This window comes from Legionella fairfieldensis ATCC 49588 (assembly GCF_000621525.1).
Classification (GTDB): Bacteria; Pseudomonadota; Gammaproteobacteria; order Legionellales; family Legionellaceae; genus Tatlockia; species Tatlockia fairfieldensis.
The window spans coordinates 19,723-35,494 of sequence record NZ_JHYC01000014.1 but is presented as its reverse complement, the minus strand read 5'-3'; the positions used below and the strand labels follow the sequence as shown (position 1 = coordinate 35,494).

The following is a 15,772-nucleotide window of genomic DNA, read 5'->3' as shown; positions in this document are numbered from 1 at the left end:
CAAGGTCTACCAAAGAAGACCCCCATGAACGCTTATCTATTCTATTAGATTTCATAAGATAAGAAGAGAAACCTTATGAGTACGACCACCTTAAAAATAGTTTTTGCCCTTGTCACTTTTCTGGTGATTCTGCTTGCAGGCTGGTACCCTTTCAAAAAACGGGTTAGTAGCGATAAACATGTGGATTTTCCCATTGGCGAAACACTGGCAACGGGCATTTTCCTGGGCGCAGCACTCTTGCATATGTTACCGGAATCTAACCTGTTATTTAATGCAAAAGGTTATCATTATCCCCTCGCCTATATTGTTACCGGGGCTGTGTTTTTGTTTTTTTTATGGTTTGAGCATTTAGGAAAAGAACTCTACCACCATCAGAATGCAACTCATCCGGCTTTTGCTATTATGGCGTGGGCCATGCTCTCTATTCATTCCATTATGTTAGGGGCAGCATTAGGATTAAACCACAACAATTCAATGATAATTATGCTGTTTCTTGCTATTATTACCCATAAGTGGGCCGAGAGTTTTGCTATTGCAGTACAACTTAATAAAAGCTCGCTAAGTCCCTCACAAAGTTTTTGGTTCTTCTTCACCTTTAGCTTAATGACACCGATAGGTATTTTTATTGGTTGGTACTTCAATCAGGGTGTGGAAACAAACTCCTTATTTGATCCGATTCTAATTGCCGCTTCTGCCGGGACTTTTCTCTATTTAGGGACCTTACATGGCCTTGAGCGGTGTGTGATGGTTAAACGTTGCTGTAATTTAGGCGATTTTAGCTTTGTTATTATTGGATTCACATTAATGGCCGCTGTTGCCGCCTATGTCTGAAAGCATTCGCGAAATCGGGGTTGATAACCATTGCTCTGCGACATCAGAAAGGGTTGATCTTTTTTTAACTAATTCGATAAAACTTGCCTGTGCTTTGCTCGACCGGACGATTCAATACGTCGATATTATTCATTTCATCAACAAATGCTTTAATTGCTAACGTATTATTAAGTACACGTGTTGCCTGCTCTTTAATAGGAGCCACTTTTTCTGGCTCTGTGCTGGATAAAGTGAATTGGGTTAGATTTAATGCCGTATGGTATCCAAGTTTTCGTTGCGCAAAAAGTTGAATGATTGGGTTTTCTACTAACTCAGGTGCTACAAACTTTAGCGCCTCGCCATCTTCTTTTAGTGCGGTAAAAACAACCCCAACATCGGCTTTTAATTCGCCTGAGGCGTGTTCAAGCAGCCATCCATTGTCAGCAAGTGCTGCGAGAGCCACTTCTTTATCGTTTTTTAATGGGGAATAGAAGAAATTGTTTTTTCAGTTTGCATAGGATTTAAAAAGGAAGAAAATATCGCATAAATAATACTAAATACTTATTAATTAAGCATCAGTTTCCCTTCCTGCAACCAATTTAATCAAAGTAAACTTTTATAGATATCTTGTTTAAACTGCAAAACTATCGGAAAGATATATACTTATAAAAACACAACACTTGGAACCAGAGGGCATGGCAACAAAAAAACCAATCAACAAGCATCCAAAATGTCATAAAAAAGCGTTATGTTTAATCAATAAACCTGAAAAACCAACTCAAGCGAAACAGACTTATGAACGGATTGCCTGTGTATTCCAGGGTGGAGGGGCATTAGGCGCTTATCAAGTCGGCGCGTTTCGTGCCATTCATGAACGGGGTTATCAACCTGATTATTTGGCAGGTGTATCAATCGGTGCAATTAACAGCGCTATTATTGCCGGTAATGCACCTGAAAATCAGGTAAGTAAATTAATGGAATTTTGGGATACCATCGTACCCAGGTTATGGAATGATTTATTTGTCACTCTGGATGCGTTTGATATCACTCACCATATGCACAATCGTATGGGGGCTTTACATGCTCTATTTTTTGGACTGGATGGTTTTTTTAAGCCACGCCCTTTCCCCCCTACCAGTTTTACTTACGATACACCCGATCGTTTAAGCTATTACGATACATCGGAATTACGCAATACGTTGGAAAAACTTATTGATTTTGATCGTATTAACTCAAAAGAAGTGACGCTTTGTTTAGGTGCAGTAAACGTTGCTTCTGGCGAGATGATATTTTTTAACAATCAAATGATAACCATTACTCCGGAACACGTTATGGCGAGTGGCGCACTGCCCCCTGGTTTTCCTGCTATTAAAATTGATGGAGAGTACTATTGGGATGGAGGTATTTACGCCAATACACCGTTGGTGACCGTGCTTGATGCCTTGCCAGAGCAGGACACCCTTTGTTTTGTCATTGATTGTTTCAGTTTAAAAGGCCCGTTACCCCACACCATGGATCAATTGGAAGAGCGGCAAAAAGATATTCGCTATGCCAGTCACTCACGGCGGTTAACCAATGTTTACACCAGTCGCCAAAATTTACAAACAGCGATTACTATTTTAGGTCAACATTTAACGCCTGAAGCCAGAAAAGATCCGAAAATACAAGAAATCTTGCAATTGGGTCATGAAAAACGTTTTAGCGTTGTTCATATCATTTACCGCGGGACACCTTTTGCACATTCATTTAAAGATTATAATTTTGTCCGTTCAGCCGTTAATCTCCGTCTTGAAACAGGTTATAAAGATGCCAAGAAGGTACTTGATAATCCTGAATGGGAAAAGAAATCATGCAAGCCCCTGGCCTGTTCTATTTATGGTGTTCCACCCGATTATTTTGAACAGCATTAGCCGTTATACTTTTTCCAATACCTCATGTAAATGCTTTACTGCTTCTATCTGCATGTCTAAAACACCCTGCTTTGGAGCATTGGCAAAAGGAACAATAGCCCGTTTAAACCCGTGTTTGATTGCTTCTCGCAAGCGCTCTTGGCCACTTTGCACCGGCCGTATTTCCCCTGCCAGCCCCACTTCACCAAAAATAATTGTTTCCGGATCAAAAATACGATTTCGCAAGCTGGATATCACTGCCGCTAATAAAGCCAGATCGCTTCCCGTTTCCGTGACTTTTACCCCCCCTACTACATTAATAAAAACATCCTGATCAAACGTTGCCACACCGCCATGGCGATGCAACACTGCCAACAAGATAGCAAGGCGATTATGTTCAAGCCCGGCGGTCACTCGCTTTGCTTGCTGGCCATGCGCTTCATCAACTAATGCCTGGACTTCAACCAACATAGGTCTTGAGCCTTCCCAGGTTACCATTACAGCACTTCCAGGAGTCGGTTCTGGTTGGCGTGATAAAAAAATAGCTGATGGGTTAGCCACCTCTTTTAAACCACGGTCTGTCATCGCAAATACACCGAGTTCATTAACCGCCCCAAAACGATTTTTTATGGCGCGAATCACACGAAAACGACTATCGCTCTGCCCTTCAAAATACAAGACACTATCTACCATGTGCTCCAAAACTCGAGGACCGGCTAAAGCGCCTTCTTTCGTTACATGACCGACCAAAAACACAGCTGTCTGAGTCGTTTTGGCGAAACGGACTAATTGAGCGGCCGCTTCACGAACCTGCCCTACTCCGCCAGGCGCCGAACTGAGTGTCTCTGTAAAAATAGTTTGTATGGAATCAATAACCATAATACGTGGCGTGTCTTTTTGAGCATGCGCAATGATGGTTTCTACCTGTGTTTCAGCCAGTAAACGCAAGTTTGTAGTAGGTAACTGCAAACGTTTGGCGCGCATTGCTACCTGTTGTAATGATTCTTCTCCGGTCACATATAACACGTTTTGAGCTTGCGATAAATTGGCCAGAGTCTGAAGCAATAACGTTGATTTACCAATCCCTGGATCCCCACCAATCAGAACAACCGAACCTTCAACAAGTCCACCACCCAAAACACGGTTTAATTCTGACAATCCACAATCCATACGCGCTTCATTATGAAGCACGACATCATCGACTGCGGTAATGCTTGAGCGTTGATTCGCATAACTTCCTACGCGCGCACCTCGACCAGTCGCAACAATACCTTCTTCGCTGATAGAATTCCAGGCACTGCATTGAGTACAGTGACCTGACCACTGGGAAAAAATAGCTGCACATTGATTACAAATAAATCGAGTTTTTGTTTTCATTAGCCGAAGAATTAAAAGCTTGAGCTTAGGAGGAAGCCTTGCCCTTGTCAACAGGCTTAAGGCAAGACAAATTTACAATTAAGCAGTATACTCTGACATTTAAAATCAGGATTACTAATGACAAAGTCAGTTTCTTTTGAAAAATCCATGACTGAACTTGAAGAAATAGTCATGCTGCTGGAGAAAGGCGAATTACCCCTGGAAGACTCACTGAAACAATTTGAAAAAGGTATAACGCTTGCCCGTCAATGTCAGGACGTTTTAAAGCGTGCTGAAAAGAAAATCGAAATACTCGCTACAGCAGACTCAGAGAGTAATGACTTATTACATGACTAATTCAACTATCGTTCATTACATTGCTCATCATGAATCCGTTTTACAACGTTTAATAACGGAAGCGACTATTCCTGCTGAACGTATAAGACAGGCTATTAATTATACGTTATTTCCAGGAGGAAAACGCTTGCGCCCGTTGTTAGTTTATTTGTGTGGCAAGCTTTTGGACGTAGCACTTCCTTGCCTTGATATTATTGCGGCTGCTGTTGAACTGATCCATTGTTATTCATTAGTTCATGACGACCTGCCCGCTATGGATAATGATGATCTGCGCCGTGGTAAACTCACTTGTCACAAAGCCTTTGATGAGGCCACTGCCATTTTAGCCGGCGATGGGATGCAGGCTTTGGCTATTGAGTTATTGCTCTTGCACTTGCCTCAGCATCTGGATGCCTCCCGGACTATTGCAGTAACACGCGAACTGGTTAATGCTTGTGGCCCCGCAGGTATGGTCAGTGGCCAGAGCCTTGATCTTTCTGAATTGATAAATCCAGCCATTAGTGAATCGCAATTGAAAGCGATTCACTCTCTCAAAACAGGAAAATTAATTTTAGCCTGCATTAATATGGTACTTGCTGCCAGTAAACCCGAGCAAGAAGCAGCAAGGAGCTTGTGTACGTATGCTACCCATCTGGGTCTTGTTTTTCAAATACAGGATGATTATCTTGATCGCTATACTAAAATTGACTTGCTAGGTAAAGGCCGCTCTTCTGATCTGGCGAATCAAAAAATTACCTTTACACGGTTTTATAATGAGTCAGACTTACTCGCACTTATTCATCAACATTTCCATCAGGCAAAAAAAGCCCTTCTTTTTTTTGGCGAACAATCGAATGACCTGTTAGCATTAACTGATTTTCTGCAAACGCGCAGTGAACAAAAAGCGATTAATCCTGTTTCATCCTAGTGTCATGTACGAATCGTCTTGTTAAAACCTGCTCTCAGTTTTAAAATAGGCGTTATCATTGAGCACAATAAAATTAAATGGATCAAAAATTATTCCAATGGGCGGTTATTGGCGCAGGACCTGCCGGGATTGCGGCAGTAGGAAAGTTGTTGGATTGGAACATTCCACCCGCTGACATTTTATGGCTCGACCCTCATTTTCATGTTGGTGATTTAGGTCAGTTGTGGTTTCATGTTTCAAGTAACACCACAGTACGGCGCTTCATTGATTTTTTACAGGCGGCTCGTTCTTTTTCTTATAAAGAGTCTTCTATCGATTTTCCATTAAATCATTTGTCACCCGACAAGACCTGTACTTTAAGTGAAATTGTTACTCCTTTGCAATGGATCACCACGCAATTACAGCAAAAAGTAGTGACGCAGCAAACCACCGTTCATACCCTGCTTTTATCGCAACGCGCCTGGTCTTTATGTACTGGCGAACAAAATTATCAAGCAAAAAATGTTATTCTGGCAACGGGAGCTGTGCCATCCAGTCTCAATTACCCTGGTGTGAATGTCGTACCTTTTGAGGTTGCTATTGATAAGGAACGGCTGGCAAACATTGCTGATCCTGGGGAAACCTATGGCGTTTTCGGTTCTTCTCACTCAGCAATGATTATTCTTCGTTATCTTGTAGAGTCAGGCGTAAAAAAAATAATTAATTTTTATCGTTCGCCTTGTCGCTATGCTATTGATATGGGTGAATGGATTCTATTTGATAACACCGGACTTAAAGGTCAAACAGCGAGTTGGGCAAGACAGCATATAGATGGTATTTTACCGGACAATCTTGTACGTTATACAGTCAATGAGGCCAATATTGCCCGTTTTCTTCCTGAATGTAATAAAGTAATTTATGCCGTGGGTTTTGAACGGCGAAACAATATTGTTATTGGAGATTATGAATCTATTAATTATAATCCCCAAACAGGTATTATTGGCCCTGGTTTATTTGGATTGGGCATTGCCTATCCTGAACTGAAAGCCGACCCATACGGCACCTTGGAGTGGCAGGTAGGTTTATGGAAATTCATGACCTATTTAGAAAAAGTAATGCCTGTCTGGTTGCAATATCCCACTTAAAAACCCATTCCCTATTTCTTAATAAAATTTCCTGTTTTAAGAATAGATAGACAAGTATTTAGCCTTAAACCATTATTTCAGTAGCGGCTATTATTCAGGAAGTATATTTTCAAAATTAATAAAAATCTTTTTCACAATAAATTGTTGTTTACTATGCTCAAAACGAGTCTTAATTTTCAATAAAACTTTTCAGTAAAATCTATTTATTCCATATCCTTTGATATTGCCAAAAAAAAATGATAAAATTATAATCTAAATGATATTTTATTGGTCTTAAACTAATGGATACTAAACTTTTATCTCGTCAACTCTTTAAAACTGGTATTGAGCTGACAATCAGACCAATGCTATTTATGGGATATTAAAAAAGAGCAATATACAGGATAGAAAAAGTCTGGATAATACCATTGCCTCTCTTAAAGAAATATACCCCGTTTCCCATAATGCTAATATCAGAGCAAATCCTGAATAAGGTTCACCTTGGGAAATGATCTCCTATAAGCAGATTCTATTTATTAAATAAGGTATAGTATAACGCATCGTTCTTATAACGGGTTTTAAGTGAGTCAGCAAAACTCTATTAATCATTATTTAGCCGCCACTGCTCAACAAGATGGCAGATTAAGGCAGGCTCAGCTAAAAATGTTGGCAATGCTCGAGGTTGTCGATGCAATTTGCCTCAAACATGACTTAGATTATTGGCTTGATGCAGGCACTCTTTTAGGCGCTATTCGTCACCAAGGGTTTATTCCCTGGGATGACGACATGGATATTGCCATGCCTCGAGCGAGCTATGAAACTTTTCTTCGTGTTGCTCCTTCTGAATTGCCAGAGAACATGTGGTTACAAACAGCCCACACTGACCCTGGTTATTACAATTTAGCAACTCCCCTTAAAATAAGAGATCGCAGCAGTCGTTATATTGAAAAACATGAGTCAGGTAACGAATCTTATGTTCAAGGGATATTTATTGATGTCTTTGTTTACGATAGCATGCCAGCTCCTATCAATCAGCGAAAATTCTATAAATTCGTTGCTAAAAAACTCTCTCGTTTATTAAGTACAAAATACAGCGCTACGGCAACCGGCCATCATAGTGCTTTTTATCGATTTTTAGGACATTTTTTATCCAAATCCCTATTAGAACGTTGGCTTCAGGGCATCACTCACAAAGCAAACTCAAGTAATAGTCCTTATCTTGGCAGAGGTTATAACTGCGTGGGTCAAAATCTTTTACATTATGACGATATTTACCCTTTAAAACGCGCGCCCTTTGAAACGGGTCAGTTTAATATTATAAACCGGTCTGATGTCATTTTAAGACAACAATATGGTGATTATTGGACGCTGCCACCCGAGCATCAGCGCGCCATGCGGCATTGTAAGGAATTGATTCCAGAGCTTTAAATATTGCTTGCTCATTACCAAGATAAGGAGAAATAATGACTTTCAGCTATTTTATCTATTCGAATAAAGCCTTAGATCATGTATTTTGTTTATCAAAACCTCAATAATTACTAACCGAGTGTAGTGTATGGATCCTATTACTCATGCTGCTTTAGGTGCTGCCTGTGCGCAAATTGTATTATATAAACAGGATCAATCCAACGCCTGGCTGGTTGGTGCCCTGGCCGCGCTGGCGCCCGATCTGGATATTTTTATTCGCGATAATTCCAATCCCCTGGCAACGCTACTTTATCATCGTCATTTTACTCACTCTTTAAGTTTTATTCTGCCAGGTGGCTTGCTGGTTGGTTTATTTTTATTACTGTTTAAGCGTTTTCGGCATACATGGAAAATTACTTTACTGGCTGCAATGATTGGCTATGCAACACACGGTTTGCTTGATGCGTGTACTAACTATGGCACACTGTTGCTCTGGCCTTTTTCTGACAGGCGAATTAGTTGGGATATAATAGCAATCATTAACCCTTTTTTTACTGTTCCGCTCGTTTTAGGTGTTAGCTGGACTTTTTTTCATAAGGAACCGCGGGGAGCTATCATCGGGCTTCTTCTTGCCGGGTTATTTCTAATTTTTAATACAGTACAACACCACCGTGCGGTTTCAACGGCGCAAGCTTATAATAAAAAACAACACTGGCCGATTACTTCCTTGCGTGCATTTCCCATGTCATACAGTTCGACTCACTGGCGTGTCGCTGCAAAAGATAATCATTTATTACGTATTATGACCATTAACACGCCTTTAACGCAGAAAAGTAAAGTGACTCCTATTGCAATCTTTCCACTTTTCACTTCAGCTGAATTGCCTTCTTATGTCACCCAATCACCCCAATTATCCTATAATTTCTCCCTTTTCAACTGGTTTACCGATGGTTACCTGATTCTGGTAAAACAAAATCCCCTGACCCTTGCTGATGGGCGTTTTCTTACAGGCTTTCAACCCGTTATTGCTTTATGGGGCCTTCAATTTTTGCCTGTTCAGCCGTATATTAACATTTTGAGTTTTATAACCTTGGAAGAAATCAATGACTGTAGCATTGCTTGCCACCGGTGATGAAATTATTCATGGCGATACGCTTAATACGAATAGTTATAATCTGGCTCAGATACTCGGTTCCGAAGGCTTACCATTAGGTTTGCAGCTTGTTTGTAGCGATAAGGAAAATGAGCTTTATGAATGCATTCGTTTTCTTGCCAGCAATCATGACATCATCATTATTACAGGCGGGCTGGGTCCCACATCAGATGATCGAACCCGTTTTGCTTTAGGACGTTTTCTTAATATCGAACTCGTTGAATTTCCACAGGCACTCCAACATGTGCAAAACTATCTGCAACTCACTGAAAAAGAGTTGAATGCGGGTAATCGACAACAAGCACTTTTCCCTGTGGGAACAACTCTTCTCCCCAACCCTAATGGCACTGCCACAGGTTGCTATTACCGCCAACAAAATAAATTATTTATTTTGCTCCCTGGCCCTCCGCGTGAATGTTTGCCTATGTTTAATAACCATGCTCTCCCTTTATTGCGAACATTACAGCACAGTGAGAAGCAATTACTAAAATGGCGTCTATTTGGTATCGCAGAAAGTCAGATAGCTCAGCAAATTGATGAAACCCTGACATCAGCAGGTCTGAATTGTAAAACAGGTTATCGTCTGGACATCCCCTATATTGAATGTAAGGTGAGTTGTAAAAAAGATTTATGCCAAACTGTACAGCAACTTCTTGAACCGGTAATAGCTCCTTATATCATTGCAAGTCCGGAGCAAAAAGCCTCTGAACGTTTATATGAAACTATTCTTGAATTGAAAAAACCCGTTACAATTATTGATGAAGTCACTGGTGGCATTTTGCAAACACTCATTCAAAAACCTGCCAGTTTTCCCTGGGTAAAATTTTATAATGATAATCGACCCTCTCTTCTCTTTCATCTTCGTGGTCTTAATGAGTATTGGCTGCAATCAGGTAAAAGAGGATTAACTGAAATAACAATTGAATATCGTAATAGTAATAGTGAGGGCAAAGAAACCCACAAGATTCCTTATCGTAGCCCTCTTGTTATATATTCTGCTGCGGAATGGTTAAGCTTCCGCCTCTTTCATCTCATCAATCAGCTGCATCAATGAGAAGCAAAGCTGTTGTGTACCTTCTCCACTAATAGCAGAAATAATAAATACTTTACCTTGCCATTGTAAACCACTCACAATGGCCTGTGCAGCATCCTGCCTTGTCTTTTCATCGGGCAACATGTCCATTTTATTCAATACGAGCCAACGTGGTTTATCAAGTAATTCAGGATCATAAACTTCCAGTTCATGAATAATTGCCTTTGCTGAATCGACAGGATCAGTGCCATCCAGAGGTGCCATATCGACCACGTGTAATAATACACAGGTACGCGATAAATGTTTTAAAAAGCGATGACCAAGACCCGCACCACTTGCAGCTCCTTCGATTAATCCCGGAATGTCCGCCATCACAAAGCTTTTATGTGAAGAAACACTGACAACCCCCAAACCAGGATGCAAGGTTGTAAAAGGATAATCAGCAACTTTAGGTTTGGCACTGGAGACGGCACGAATCAAGGTTGATTTTCCGGCATTTGGCAAACCCAGCAAGCCCACATCAGCTAACACACGTAACTCAAGCCGTATTTGACGTGATTCTCCTGGTGTACCTGGGCTGGTCTGACGGGGCGCACGATTGATACTGCTTTTATAACGCGTGTTTCCTAAACCATGAAAACCACCTTGAGCAATCAGCAAACGCTCTCCCGCTTGATTGATATCACCCAGCAACTCATCTGAATCTATATCATAAACCATGGTACCCACCGGAACCTGGATAATTAAATCATCACCTTTTTTACCCGTGCAATTACCCCCCATACCTGGTTGACCATTCTCCGCTTTATAATGGCGCTGATAACGAAAATCAACCAAAGTATTAAGATCGGAATTGGCCTCAAGAAAAACACTTCCTCCATCGCCCCCATCACCGCCATCGGGACCCCCGCGAGGCACAAATTTCTCGCGTCTAAAACTTAAACAGCCAGCTCCACCATTCCCAGCTTCTACTTTAATGACCGCTTCATCGACGAATTTCATGATTTATATCACTCAGGCAAAAAAAGTAACCGCTCAGGTTTCACGGGAAAATAGAACGAGTATGACATCCACTTAAAGGCTATCCTTTATAAATAAGCCTCCGATCAAACTGCAAAACACAGTCATTGGCTTTAAGTTGACGTCATTCACTACTCAAATTCATCTGGAACTATTTCCTGAAAGAGGCTGAGCACTTACAAAAAAGCCCCGAATAACGGGGCCATGATCGGACAAATTAAATTAACTTTCTCTTTCTACTGCAGTAATTGTAACGTATCTGCGTTTTTTTGCACCTTTGATAGTGAACTTTACAATACCAGCAACCAACGCATAAAGAGTATGATCTCGACCACAACCAACTCCTTCACCGGCATGAAATTGAGTACCGCGTTGACGAACAAGAATTTCACCTGCGCCAACTATTTGGCCACCATATCGCTTTACACCAAGATACTTGGGATTCGAGTCGCGGCCGTTACGAGTACTACCACCTGCTTTCTTATGAGCCATTTCTTTCCCCTCTTACTTACCAATCGCAGTAATTTTTACCTGCGTATAATATTGTCGATGACCCATTTGTTTCATGTGGTGCTTACGACGACGAAATTTAATAATTTTAACTTTTTTATGACGACCATGCTCCATAATCTCTGCTTTGACAATTGCCTTGTCAATAAGAGGCGTACCGCAAGTAATCTTGTCACCATCAGCAAGCATAAGTACTTCAGAGAATGTTACTTCATTGCCAACATCATCGGACAGCAGTTCCAATTTGATAACATCGCCTTTTTTTACGCGGTATTGCTTACCGCCCGTCTTAATTACAGCATACATAGCTATTCTCCAACTCGCCTGATGGCTTCACAAATTCAATAAAGTGACGTATTCTATGAAATTACAGCAATGACTTCAAGTTGATTTTAATTAAACCTATTGACATTTATCAGTTTGCACTCAAAAACCTCCATTTTATCGCTCATTCTACCCCTAATGAAAGAAGTACGTTAAGCTATCTGAACAAAATAGTAGAAATGTCAATAGACTCTGTTGTATACTGCCCCACCCTTTCCAATGTTGGATCTTTGTCCTGGTCGCGGGCGAAGCGAAGGGTTTTACTTTTTTATGGAGACTACTCATGTCAACAATCGTTTTAGAAGCTCAAACAAGACAAGATATAGGGAAAGGTGCGAGCCGCCGCCTGCGTCGTCTTGAAAATAAAGTGCCTGCTGTTTTATATGGCGGCGATAAAAAACCGCTATCAATTCACTTACTGCATAATAAAGTAGTTAAAGCGCTGGAAAGCGAGAGTATTTATTCGAGCGTATTTGATTTACATCTTGATGGCAAAATTGAACACGTTATTTTAAAAGACTTGCAACGCCACCCTTATAAGCCGGTTATCCTGCATATGGATCTGCAACGGGTTTCTGCAAAAGACGTGCTGATAAAAAATATTCCTGTTCATTTTATTAATGAAGATACAGCAAAAGGGGTTAAAGCGGGCGGAATCATCAATCATGCCATGACCCAGGTTGAAGTACGTTGCCAGGTAAAAAATCTACCCGAATTTATTGAAGTTGATATGGCTCATGTGGACATCGGGGATGTAGTACATCTCTCTGATCTGAAACTGCCAAAGGGTGTACAATTAACTGTAGATTTAAAAGATGATAGCCATAATTTACCCGTTGTTAGTATTCATACGCCAAAAACTGGTATGACTGAAGAAGAGTCTGCAACTTCAACGCCTGAACCTGTTGAAGAAGAAAAAGACACTGAATAAGACTAAACTTATTTCAATAACTTTTTTTAATGAAGGAACAAGTTCACTGTTCTGAATGGTAGCTTTCAAGCAGTGTCTTGTTCTTCTGATTTTTTACAACCCGATTGTTTTTGAATGATGTCTTATTAACTTCTCGTATATTATGGCAATTAAACTTATTATTGGGCTGCGCAATCCTGGTTCTGCTTATGAATATACAAGGCACAATGCTGGCGGATGGTTTATAGAAACATTAACTCAACACTATAATGCGCACTTTAAAATAGATAAGAAATTGCATAGTGAAATAGCCAGTTTCGATATTAACAGACAGGTTTGCAAAACGTTATTGCCATTGACTTTTATGAATCATAGCGGTTTGCCAGTCCGAGAAGTAAGCCAATTTTACCGTATTAACCCTGATGAAATTCTGGTAGCACATGATGAGCTTGATTTACCTCCTGGCCGTATAAAAATAAAAACGGGTGGTGGCCATGGAGGACACAATGGTCTGCGAGATATTATTAGCCAATTAGGCAGTTCGGATTTTCATCGTTTACGCATTGGCATTGGGCACCCGGGGCATAAAGATCTGGTTTTAAATTTTGTGTTAGGGAAACCCTCTCAACAAGATAAACAATTAATGTTTGATGCCATCGATCGAGGTATCGCAATCCTCCCTACTCTATTAACAGGAAATATTGCGGCGGCTATGAATTTATTAAATGGTTAAGAGGTGACTTATGGGATTTAAATGTGGAATAGTCGGTTTACCAAATGTGGGAAAATCCACATTATTCAATGCATTAACCAAAGCAGGCATTGAGGCCGCCAATTATCCCTTTTGCACGATTGAACCAAATATAGGCATCGTTACTGTACCTGATCCTCGTCTTAATGCACTCAGTGAGATTGTAAAACCACAGCAAGCAGTCCCTGCAACCATGCAGTTTGTTGACATTGCCGGACTCGTAAAAGGTGCATCCAGCGGCGAAGGACTTGGTAATCAATTTTTAGCTAACATCAGAGAAACCGATGCTATTGCGCATGTTGTTCGCTGTTTCGATAATTCCGATGTGATTCATGTTGAAGGACGCGTTGACCCGCTCAGTGATATTGAAGTCATTAATACCGAATTAGCATTAGCCGACATGGATAGTGTTGAAAAAGCCTTAAACAAGGCCAATAAAAATAGTAAAAGTGGTAATAAAGAAGCCTTGTTTGAAAAACAAACACTTGAAAAAGTTAAAATCCATCTGGATGCAGGTTCGCCAGTACGGACTCTACCACTTACTCAAGAAGAAGAATTAATTATTCGGCATTTATTTCTTCTAACCGCAAAGCCTGTACTTTATATCGCAAACGTAGACGATAATGGTTATAAAGACAATCCTCTACTAGACAAAGTAACTGCACTGGCTAAAAAGGAAAATGCATCTATTGTTGCCCTTTGTGCTGCCACAGAAGCAGAACTTGTCGAGTTGGATGACGCCGATCGACTGGAGTTTATGCTGGATTTGGGACTGGAAGAGCCAGGTTTGCATCGAGTTATCCGTGCTGGTTATGAACTTTTAGGGCTACAAACTTATTTTACTGCCGGTGTTAAAGAAGTACGAGCCTGGACTATACGCAAAGGCGCTACTGCACCTCAAGCAGCTTCAGTCATTCATACTGATTTTGAAAAGGGTTTTATCCGTGCTGAAGTCATCGCTTATGATGCGTTTATCACTCATCGTGGAGAGCAGGGCGCAAAAGAAGCAGGAAAGTTACGCCTGGAAGGAAAAGACTACGTAGTTTGTGATGGTGATGTCATGCATTTTCGTTTTAATGTATAAATCAACCGAGTTAAAAACATTACAAGGAACTTGCTGAGGATAAATAACGTCATAATTTTTCTTAATCAGACTCTCTTTTATTAAATCACTGGCAAGCAATCTTGACATTAACTCGCCCCACCCTTAGCATGCATGTACTATTCAGAACAGTATTTTAATTCTGAAAGATATTAATTCGGGGATAAAAAATGACGGTTGAGCGTTTAAAGGCGCTGGTTAGTGACGATTTTGATGCAGTTAATGCTCTGATTGTTGACAAAATTCAATCTCAGGTTGGTCTGATTGATGATTTGGCTCATCATATTGTTCAAAGCGGTGGCAAGCGTTTGCGTCCTCTCCTAGTACTTTTAGCCAGCCATGCCTGTAATTATCAGGGAAAAGATCATATCACACTGGCCGCAATGGTAGAGTTCTTTCATACTGCTACTCTGTTACATGATGATGTTGTTGATGAATCTACTCTAAGACGTGGGCGTGAAACTGCCAATGAAATCTGGGGGTCGAAGGCAAGTATTTTAGTAGGTGACTACCTTTTTACTCAATCGGTACAATTAATGGTAAATGTAAACCATACACCGATCCTTCATCTATTAGCAGATACCTCTCATCAAATAAGTTGCGGTGAAGTAAAGCAATTAACCCATCGACATAACGATTCGTTAAATATTGAGGATTATTTTGAGGTCATTCGTGCCAAGACAGCTTTACTATTTGCAGCTTCGGCTTCAATTGGTGCCCTCTTAAGCCACAGTAATAAAACAATAGAAAAAAACCTATATGCTTATGGGCTTCACTTAGGTAATGCATTTCAGTTAATTGACGATGCTTTAGACTATTGCTCCGATGCAAAGACAACTGGCAAAAACATAGGTGATGATTTGGCGGATGGAAAAGCAACTCTTCCCTTACTTCATGCAATGAAGCACGGTACAACAGCACAACAGCAGTTAATTAAAACCAGTCTAAAAAACGGAAGTTTACATAACCTGGCCGATATACTTGAAATAATTGAAGCCACACAATCTATTGAATTCACCCGCAATTATGCAGCCCGGGAAGTTGATCAGGCTCTAACAGCTTTACACGTATTGCCCGATACAATATACAAAAAAGCATTAGAAGATCTCGCGCATTTTGCTCTTATTCGCAATCATTAAT

17 protein-coding genes are annotated in these 15,772 nt (G+C 40.6%); 12 read left to right on the top strand and 5 right to left on the bottom strand.

Translation table 11 applies throughout. The features are described from left to right. The first annotated feature begins 75 nt into the window (after positions 1-75). On the top strand, positions 76-831 hold the full coding sequence (locus tag T345_RS0104830) for a ZIP family metal transporter (protein ID WP_028388344.1): 756 nt from the start codon (positions 76-78) through the stop codon (positions 829-831). A gap of 64 nt (positions 832-895) precedes the next feature. On the opposite strand, the gene T345_RS0104825 is transcribed toward T345_RS0104830, so the two are convergent. Continuing rightward, positions 896-1,273: a DUF4116 domain-containing protein gene (locus T345_RS0104825; RefSeq protein WP_028388343.1), complete on the bottom strand. Its 378-nt coding sequence runs from the start codon at positions 1,271-1,273 to the stop codon at positions 896-898. Between the two features lie 232 nt (positions 1,274-1,505). On the opposite strand from T345_RS0104825, the gene T345_RS0104820 reads away from it, so the two are divergent. Next, positions 1,506-2,720: a patatin-like phospholipase family protein gene (locus T345_RS0104820; RefSeq protein ID WP_028388342.1), complete on the top strand. Its 1,215-nt coding sequence runs from the start codon at positions 1,506-1,508 to the stop codon at positions 2,718-2,720. Between the two features lie 3 nt (positions 2,721-2,723). On the opposite strand, the gene radA is transcribed toward T345_RS0104820, so the two are convergent. Further along, positions 2,724-4,076 (bottom strand): DNA repair protein RadA, encoded by a 1,353-nt coding sequence (gene radA / locus T345_RS0104815; protein WP_028388341.1) that lies wholly within the window; start codon positions 4,074-4,076, stop codon positions 2,724-2,726. Positions 4,077-4,193: 117 nt separating this feature from the next. On the opposite strand from radA, the gene T345_RS0104810 reads away from it, so the two are divergent. The 6 genes from T345_RS0104810 (at position 4,194) to T345_RS0104785 (ending at position 10,036) form a co-directional block, all read left to right on the top strand. Then, positions 4,194-4,412, top strand: a complete 219-nt coding sequence (locus T345_RS0104810) for an exodeoxyribonuclease VII small subunit (protein WP_028388340.1) — start codon at positions 4,194-4,196, stop codon at positions 4,410-4,412. Continuing rightward, positions 4,405-5,319, top strand: a complete 915-nt coding sequence (locus tag T345_RS0104805) for a polyprenyl synthetase family protein (RefSeq protein ID WP_035918154.1) — start codon at positions 4,405-4,407, stop codon at positions 5,317-5,319. Before T345_RS0104810 ends, T345_RS0104805 begins: the two co-directional genes overlap by 8 nt. A gap of 77 nt (positions 5,320-5,396) precedes the next feature. Next, positions 5,397-6,443 (top strand): FAD-dependent oxidoreductase, encoded by a 1,047-nt coding sequence (locus T345_RS0104800; RefSeq protein ID WP_028388338.1) that lies wholly within the window; start codon positions 5,397-5,399, stop codon positions 6,441-6,443. A 561-nt stretch (positions 6,444-7,004) separates the two neighbouring features. Next, a complete protein-coding gene (locus T345_RS0104795; protein WP_028388337.1) occupies positions 7,005-7,850 on the top strand; it encodes a LicD family protein in 846 nt (281 codons plus the stop codon). 127 nt (positions 7,851-7,977) lie between these two features. After that, positions 7,978-8,961: a metal-dependent hydrolase gene (locus T345_RS0104790; protein WP_028388336.1), complete on the top strand. Its 984-nt coding sequence runs from the start codon at positions 7,978-7,980 to the stop codon at positions 8,959-8,961. Then, entirely contained in the window at positions 8,933-10,036 is a 1,104-nt protein-coding gene (locus T345_RS0104785; protein WP_028388335.1) for a competence/damage-inducible protein A, read from the top strand. Before T345_RS0104790 ends, T345_RS0104785 begins: the two co-directional genes overlap by 29 nt. On the opposite strand, the gene cgtA is transcribed toward T345_RS0104785, so the two are convergent. The 3 genes from cgtA to rplU form a co-directional block, all read right to left on the bottom strand. Continuing rightward, the gene (gene cgtA / locus T345_RS0104780) at positions 9,992-11,017 is read right to left on the bottom strand and encodes an Obg family GTPase CgtA (RefSeq protein ID WP_028388334.1); all 1,026 of its coding nucleotides are present in this window, start codon (positions 11,015-11,017) and stop codon (positions 9,992-9,994) included. The genes T345_RS0104785 and cgtA overlap by 45 nt on opposite strands. Positions 11,018-11,257: 240 nt before the next feature. Beyond that, on the bottom strand, positions 11,258-11,527 hold the full coding sequence (gene rpmA, locus T345_RS0104775) for a 50S ribosomal protein L27 (protein WP_028388333.1): 270 nt from the start codon (positions 11,525-11,527) through the stop codon (positions 11,258-11,260). 12 nt (positions 11,528-11,539) lie between these two features. Continuing rightward, positions 11,540-11,851, bottom strand: a complete 312-nt coding sequence (gene rplU / locus T345_RS0104770; protein ID WP_028388332.1) for a 50S ribosomal protein L21 — start codon at positions 11,849-11,851, stop codon at positions 11,540-11,542. Between the two features lie 301 nt (positions 11,852-12,152). Here rplU and T345_RS0104765 point away from each other — a divergent pair, with 301 nt between their 5' ends. The 4 genes from T345_RS0104765 to T345_RS0104750 all read left to right on the top strand — a co-directional run bounded on the left by T345_RS0104765 (position 12,153) and on the right by T345_RS0104750 (position 15,771). Then, positions 12,153-12,800, top strand: coding sequence for a 50S ribosomal protein L25/general stress protein Ctc (locus T345_RS0104765; protein WP_028388331.1), 648 nt, complete (start codon positions 12,153-12,155; stop codon positions 12,798-12,800). Positions 12,801-12,942: 142 nt separating this feature from the next. Then, a complete protein-coding gene (gene pth, locus T345_RS0104760; protein WP_028388330.1) occupies positions 12,943-13,512 on the top strand; it encodes an aminoacyl-tRNA hydrolase in 570 nt (189 codons plus the stop codon). 10 nt (positions 13,513-13,522) lie between these two features. Beyond that, the gene (ychF, locus tag T345_RS0104755; protein ID WP_028388329.1) at positions 13,523-14,614 is read left to right on the top strand and encodes a redox-regulated ATPase YchF; all 1,092 of its coding nucleotides are present in this window, start codon (positions 13,523-13,525) and stop codon (positions 14,612-14,614) included. Positions 14,615-14,802: 188 nt separating this feature from the next. After that, positions 14,803-15,771 (top strand): polyprenyl synthetase family protein, encoded by a 969-nt coding sequence (locus T345_RS0104750; RefSeq protein WP_028388328.1) that lies wholly within the window; start codon positions 14,803-14,805, stop codon positions 15,769-15,771. Position 15,772: the final 1 nt, after the last annotated feature.

Coding starts and splice junctions, on each gene's coding strand:
- ychF (WP_028388329.1), top strand. CDS start 13,523: ATGGGATTTAAATGTGGAATAGTCGGTTTACCAAATGTGGGAAAATCC.
- T345_RS0104810 (WP_028388340.1), top strand. CDS start 4,194: ATGACAAAGTCAGTTTCTTTTGAAAAATCCATGACTGAACTTGAAGAA.
- T345_RS0104800 (WP_028388338.1), top strand. CDS start 5,397: ATGGATCAAAAATTATTCCAATGGGCGGTTATTGGCGCAGGACCTGCC.
- rplU (WP_028388332.1), bottom strand. CDS start 11,851: ATGTATGCTGTAATTAAGACGGGCGGTAAGCAATACCGCGTAAAAAAA.
- pth (WP_028388330.1), top strand. CDS start 12,943: ATGGCAATTAAACTTATTATTGGGCTGCGCAATCCTGGTTCTGCTTAT.
- T345_RS0104820 (WP_028388342.1), top strand. CDS start 1,506: ATGGCAACAAAAAAACCAATCAACAAGCATCCAAAATGTCATAAAAAA.
- T345_RS0104830 (WP_028388344.1), top strand. CDS start 76: ATGAGTACGACCACCTTAAAAATAGTTTTTGCCCTTGTCACTTTTCTG.
- cgtA (WP_028388334.1), bottom strand. CDS start 11,017: ATGAAATTCGTCGATGAAGCGGTCATTAAAGTAGAAGCTGGGAATGGT.
- T345_RS0104765 (WP_028388331.1), top strand. CDS start 12,153: ATGTCAACAATCGTTTTAGAAGCTCAAACAAGACAAGATATAGGGAAA.
- T345_RS0104805 (WP_035918154.1), top strand. CDS start 4,405: ATGACTAATTCAACTATCGTTCATTACATTGCTCATCATGAATCCGTT.
- T345_RS0104750 (WP_028388328.1), top strand. CDS start 14,803: ATGACGGTTGAGCGTTTAAAGGCGCTGGTTAGTGACGATTTTGATGCA.
- T345_RS0104790 (WP_028388336.1), top strand. CDS start 7,978: ATGGATCCTATTACTCATGCTGCTTTAGGTGCTGCCTGTGCGCAAATT.
- T345_RS0104785 (WP_028388335.1), top strand. CDS start 8,933: ATGACTGTAGCATTGCTTGCCACCGGTGATGAAATTATTCATGGCGAT.
- radA (WP_028388341.1), bottom strand. CDS start 4,076: ATGAAAACAAAAACTCGATTTATTTGTAATCAATGTGCAGCTATTTTT.
- rpmA (WP_028388333.1), bottom strand. CDS start 11,527: ATGGCTCATAAGAAAGCAGGTGGTAGTACTCGTAACGGCCGCGACTCG.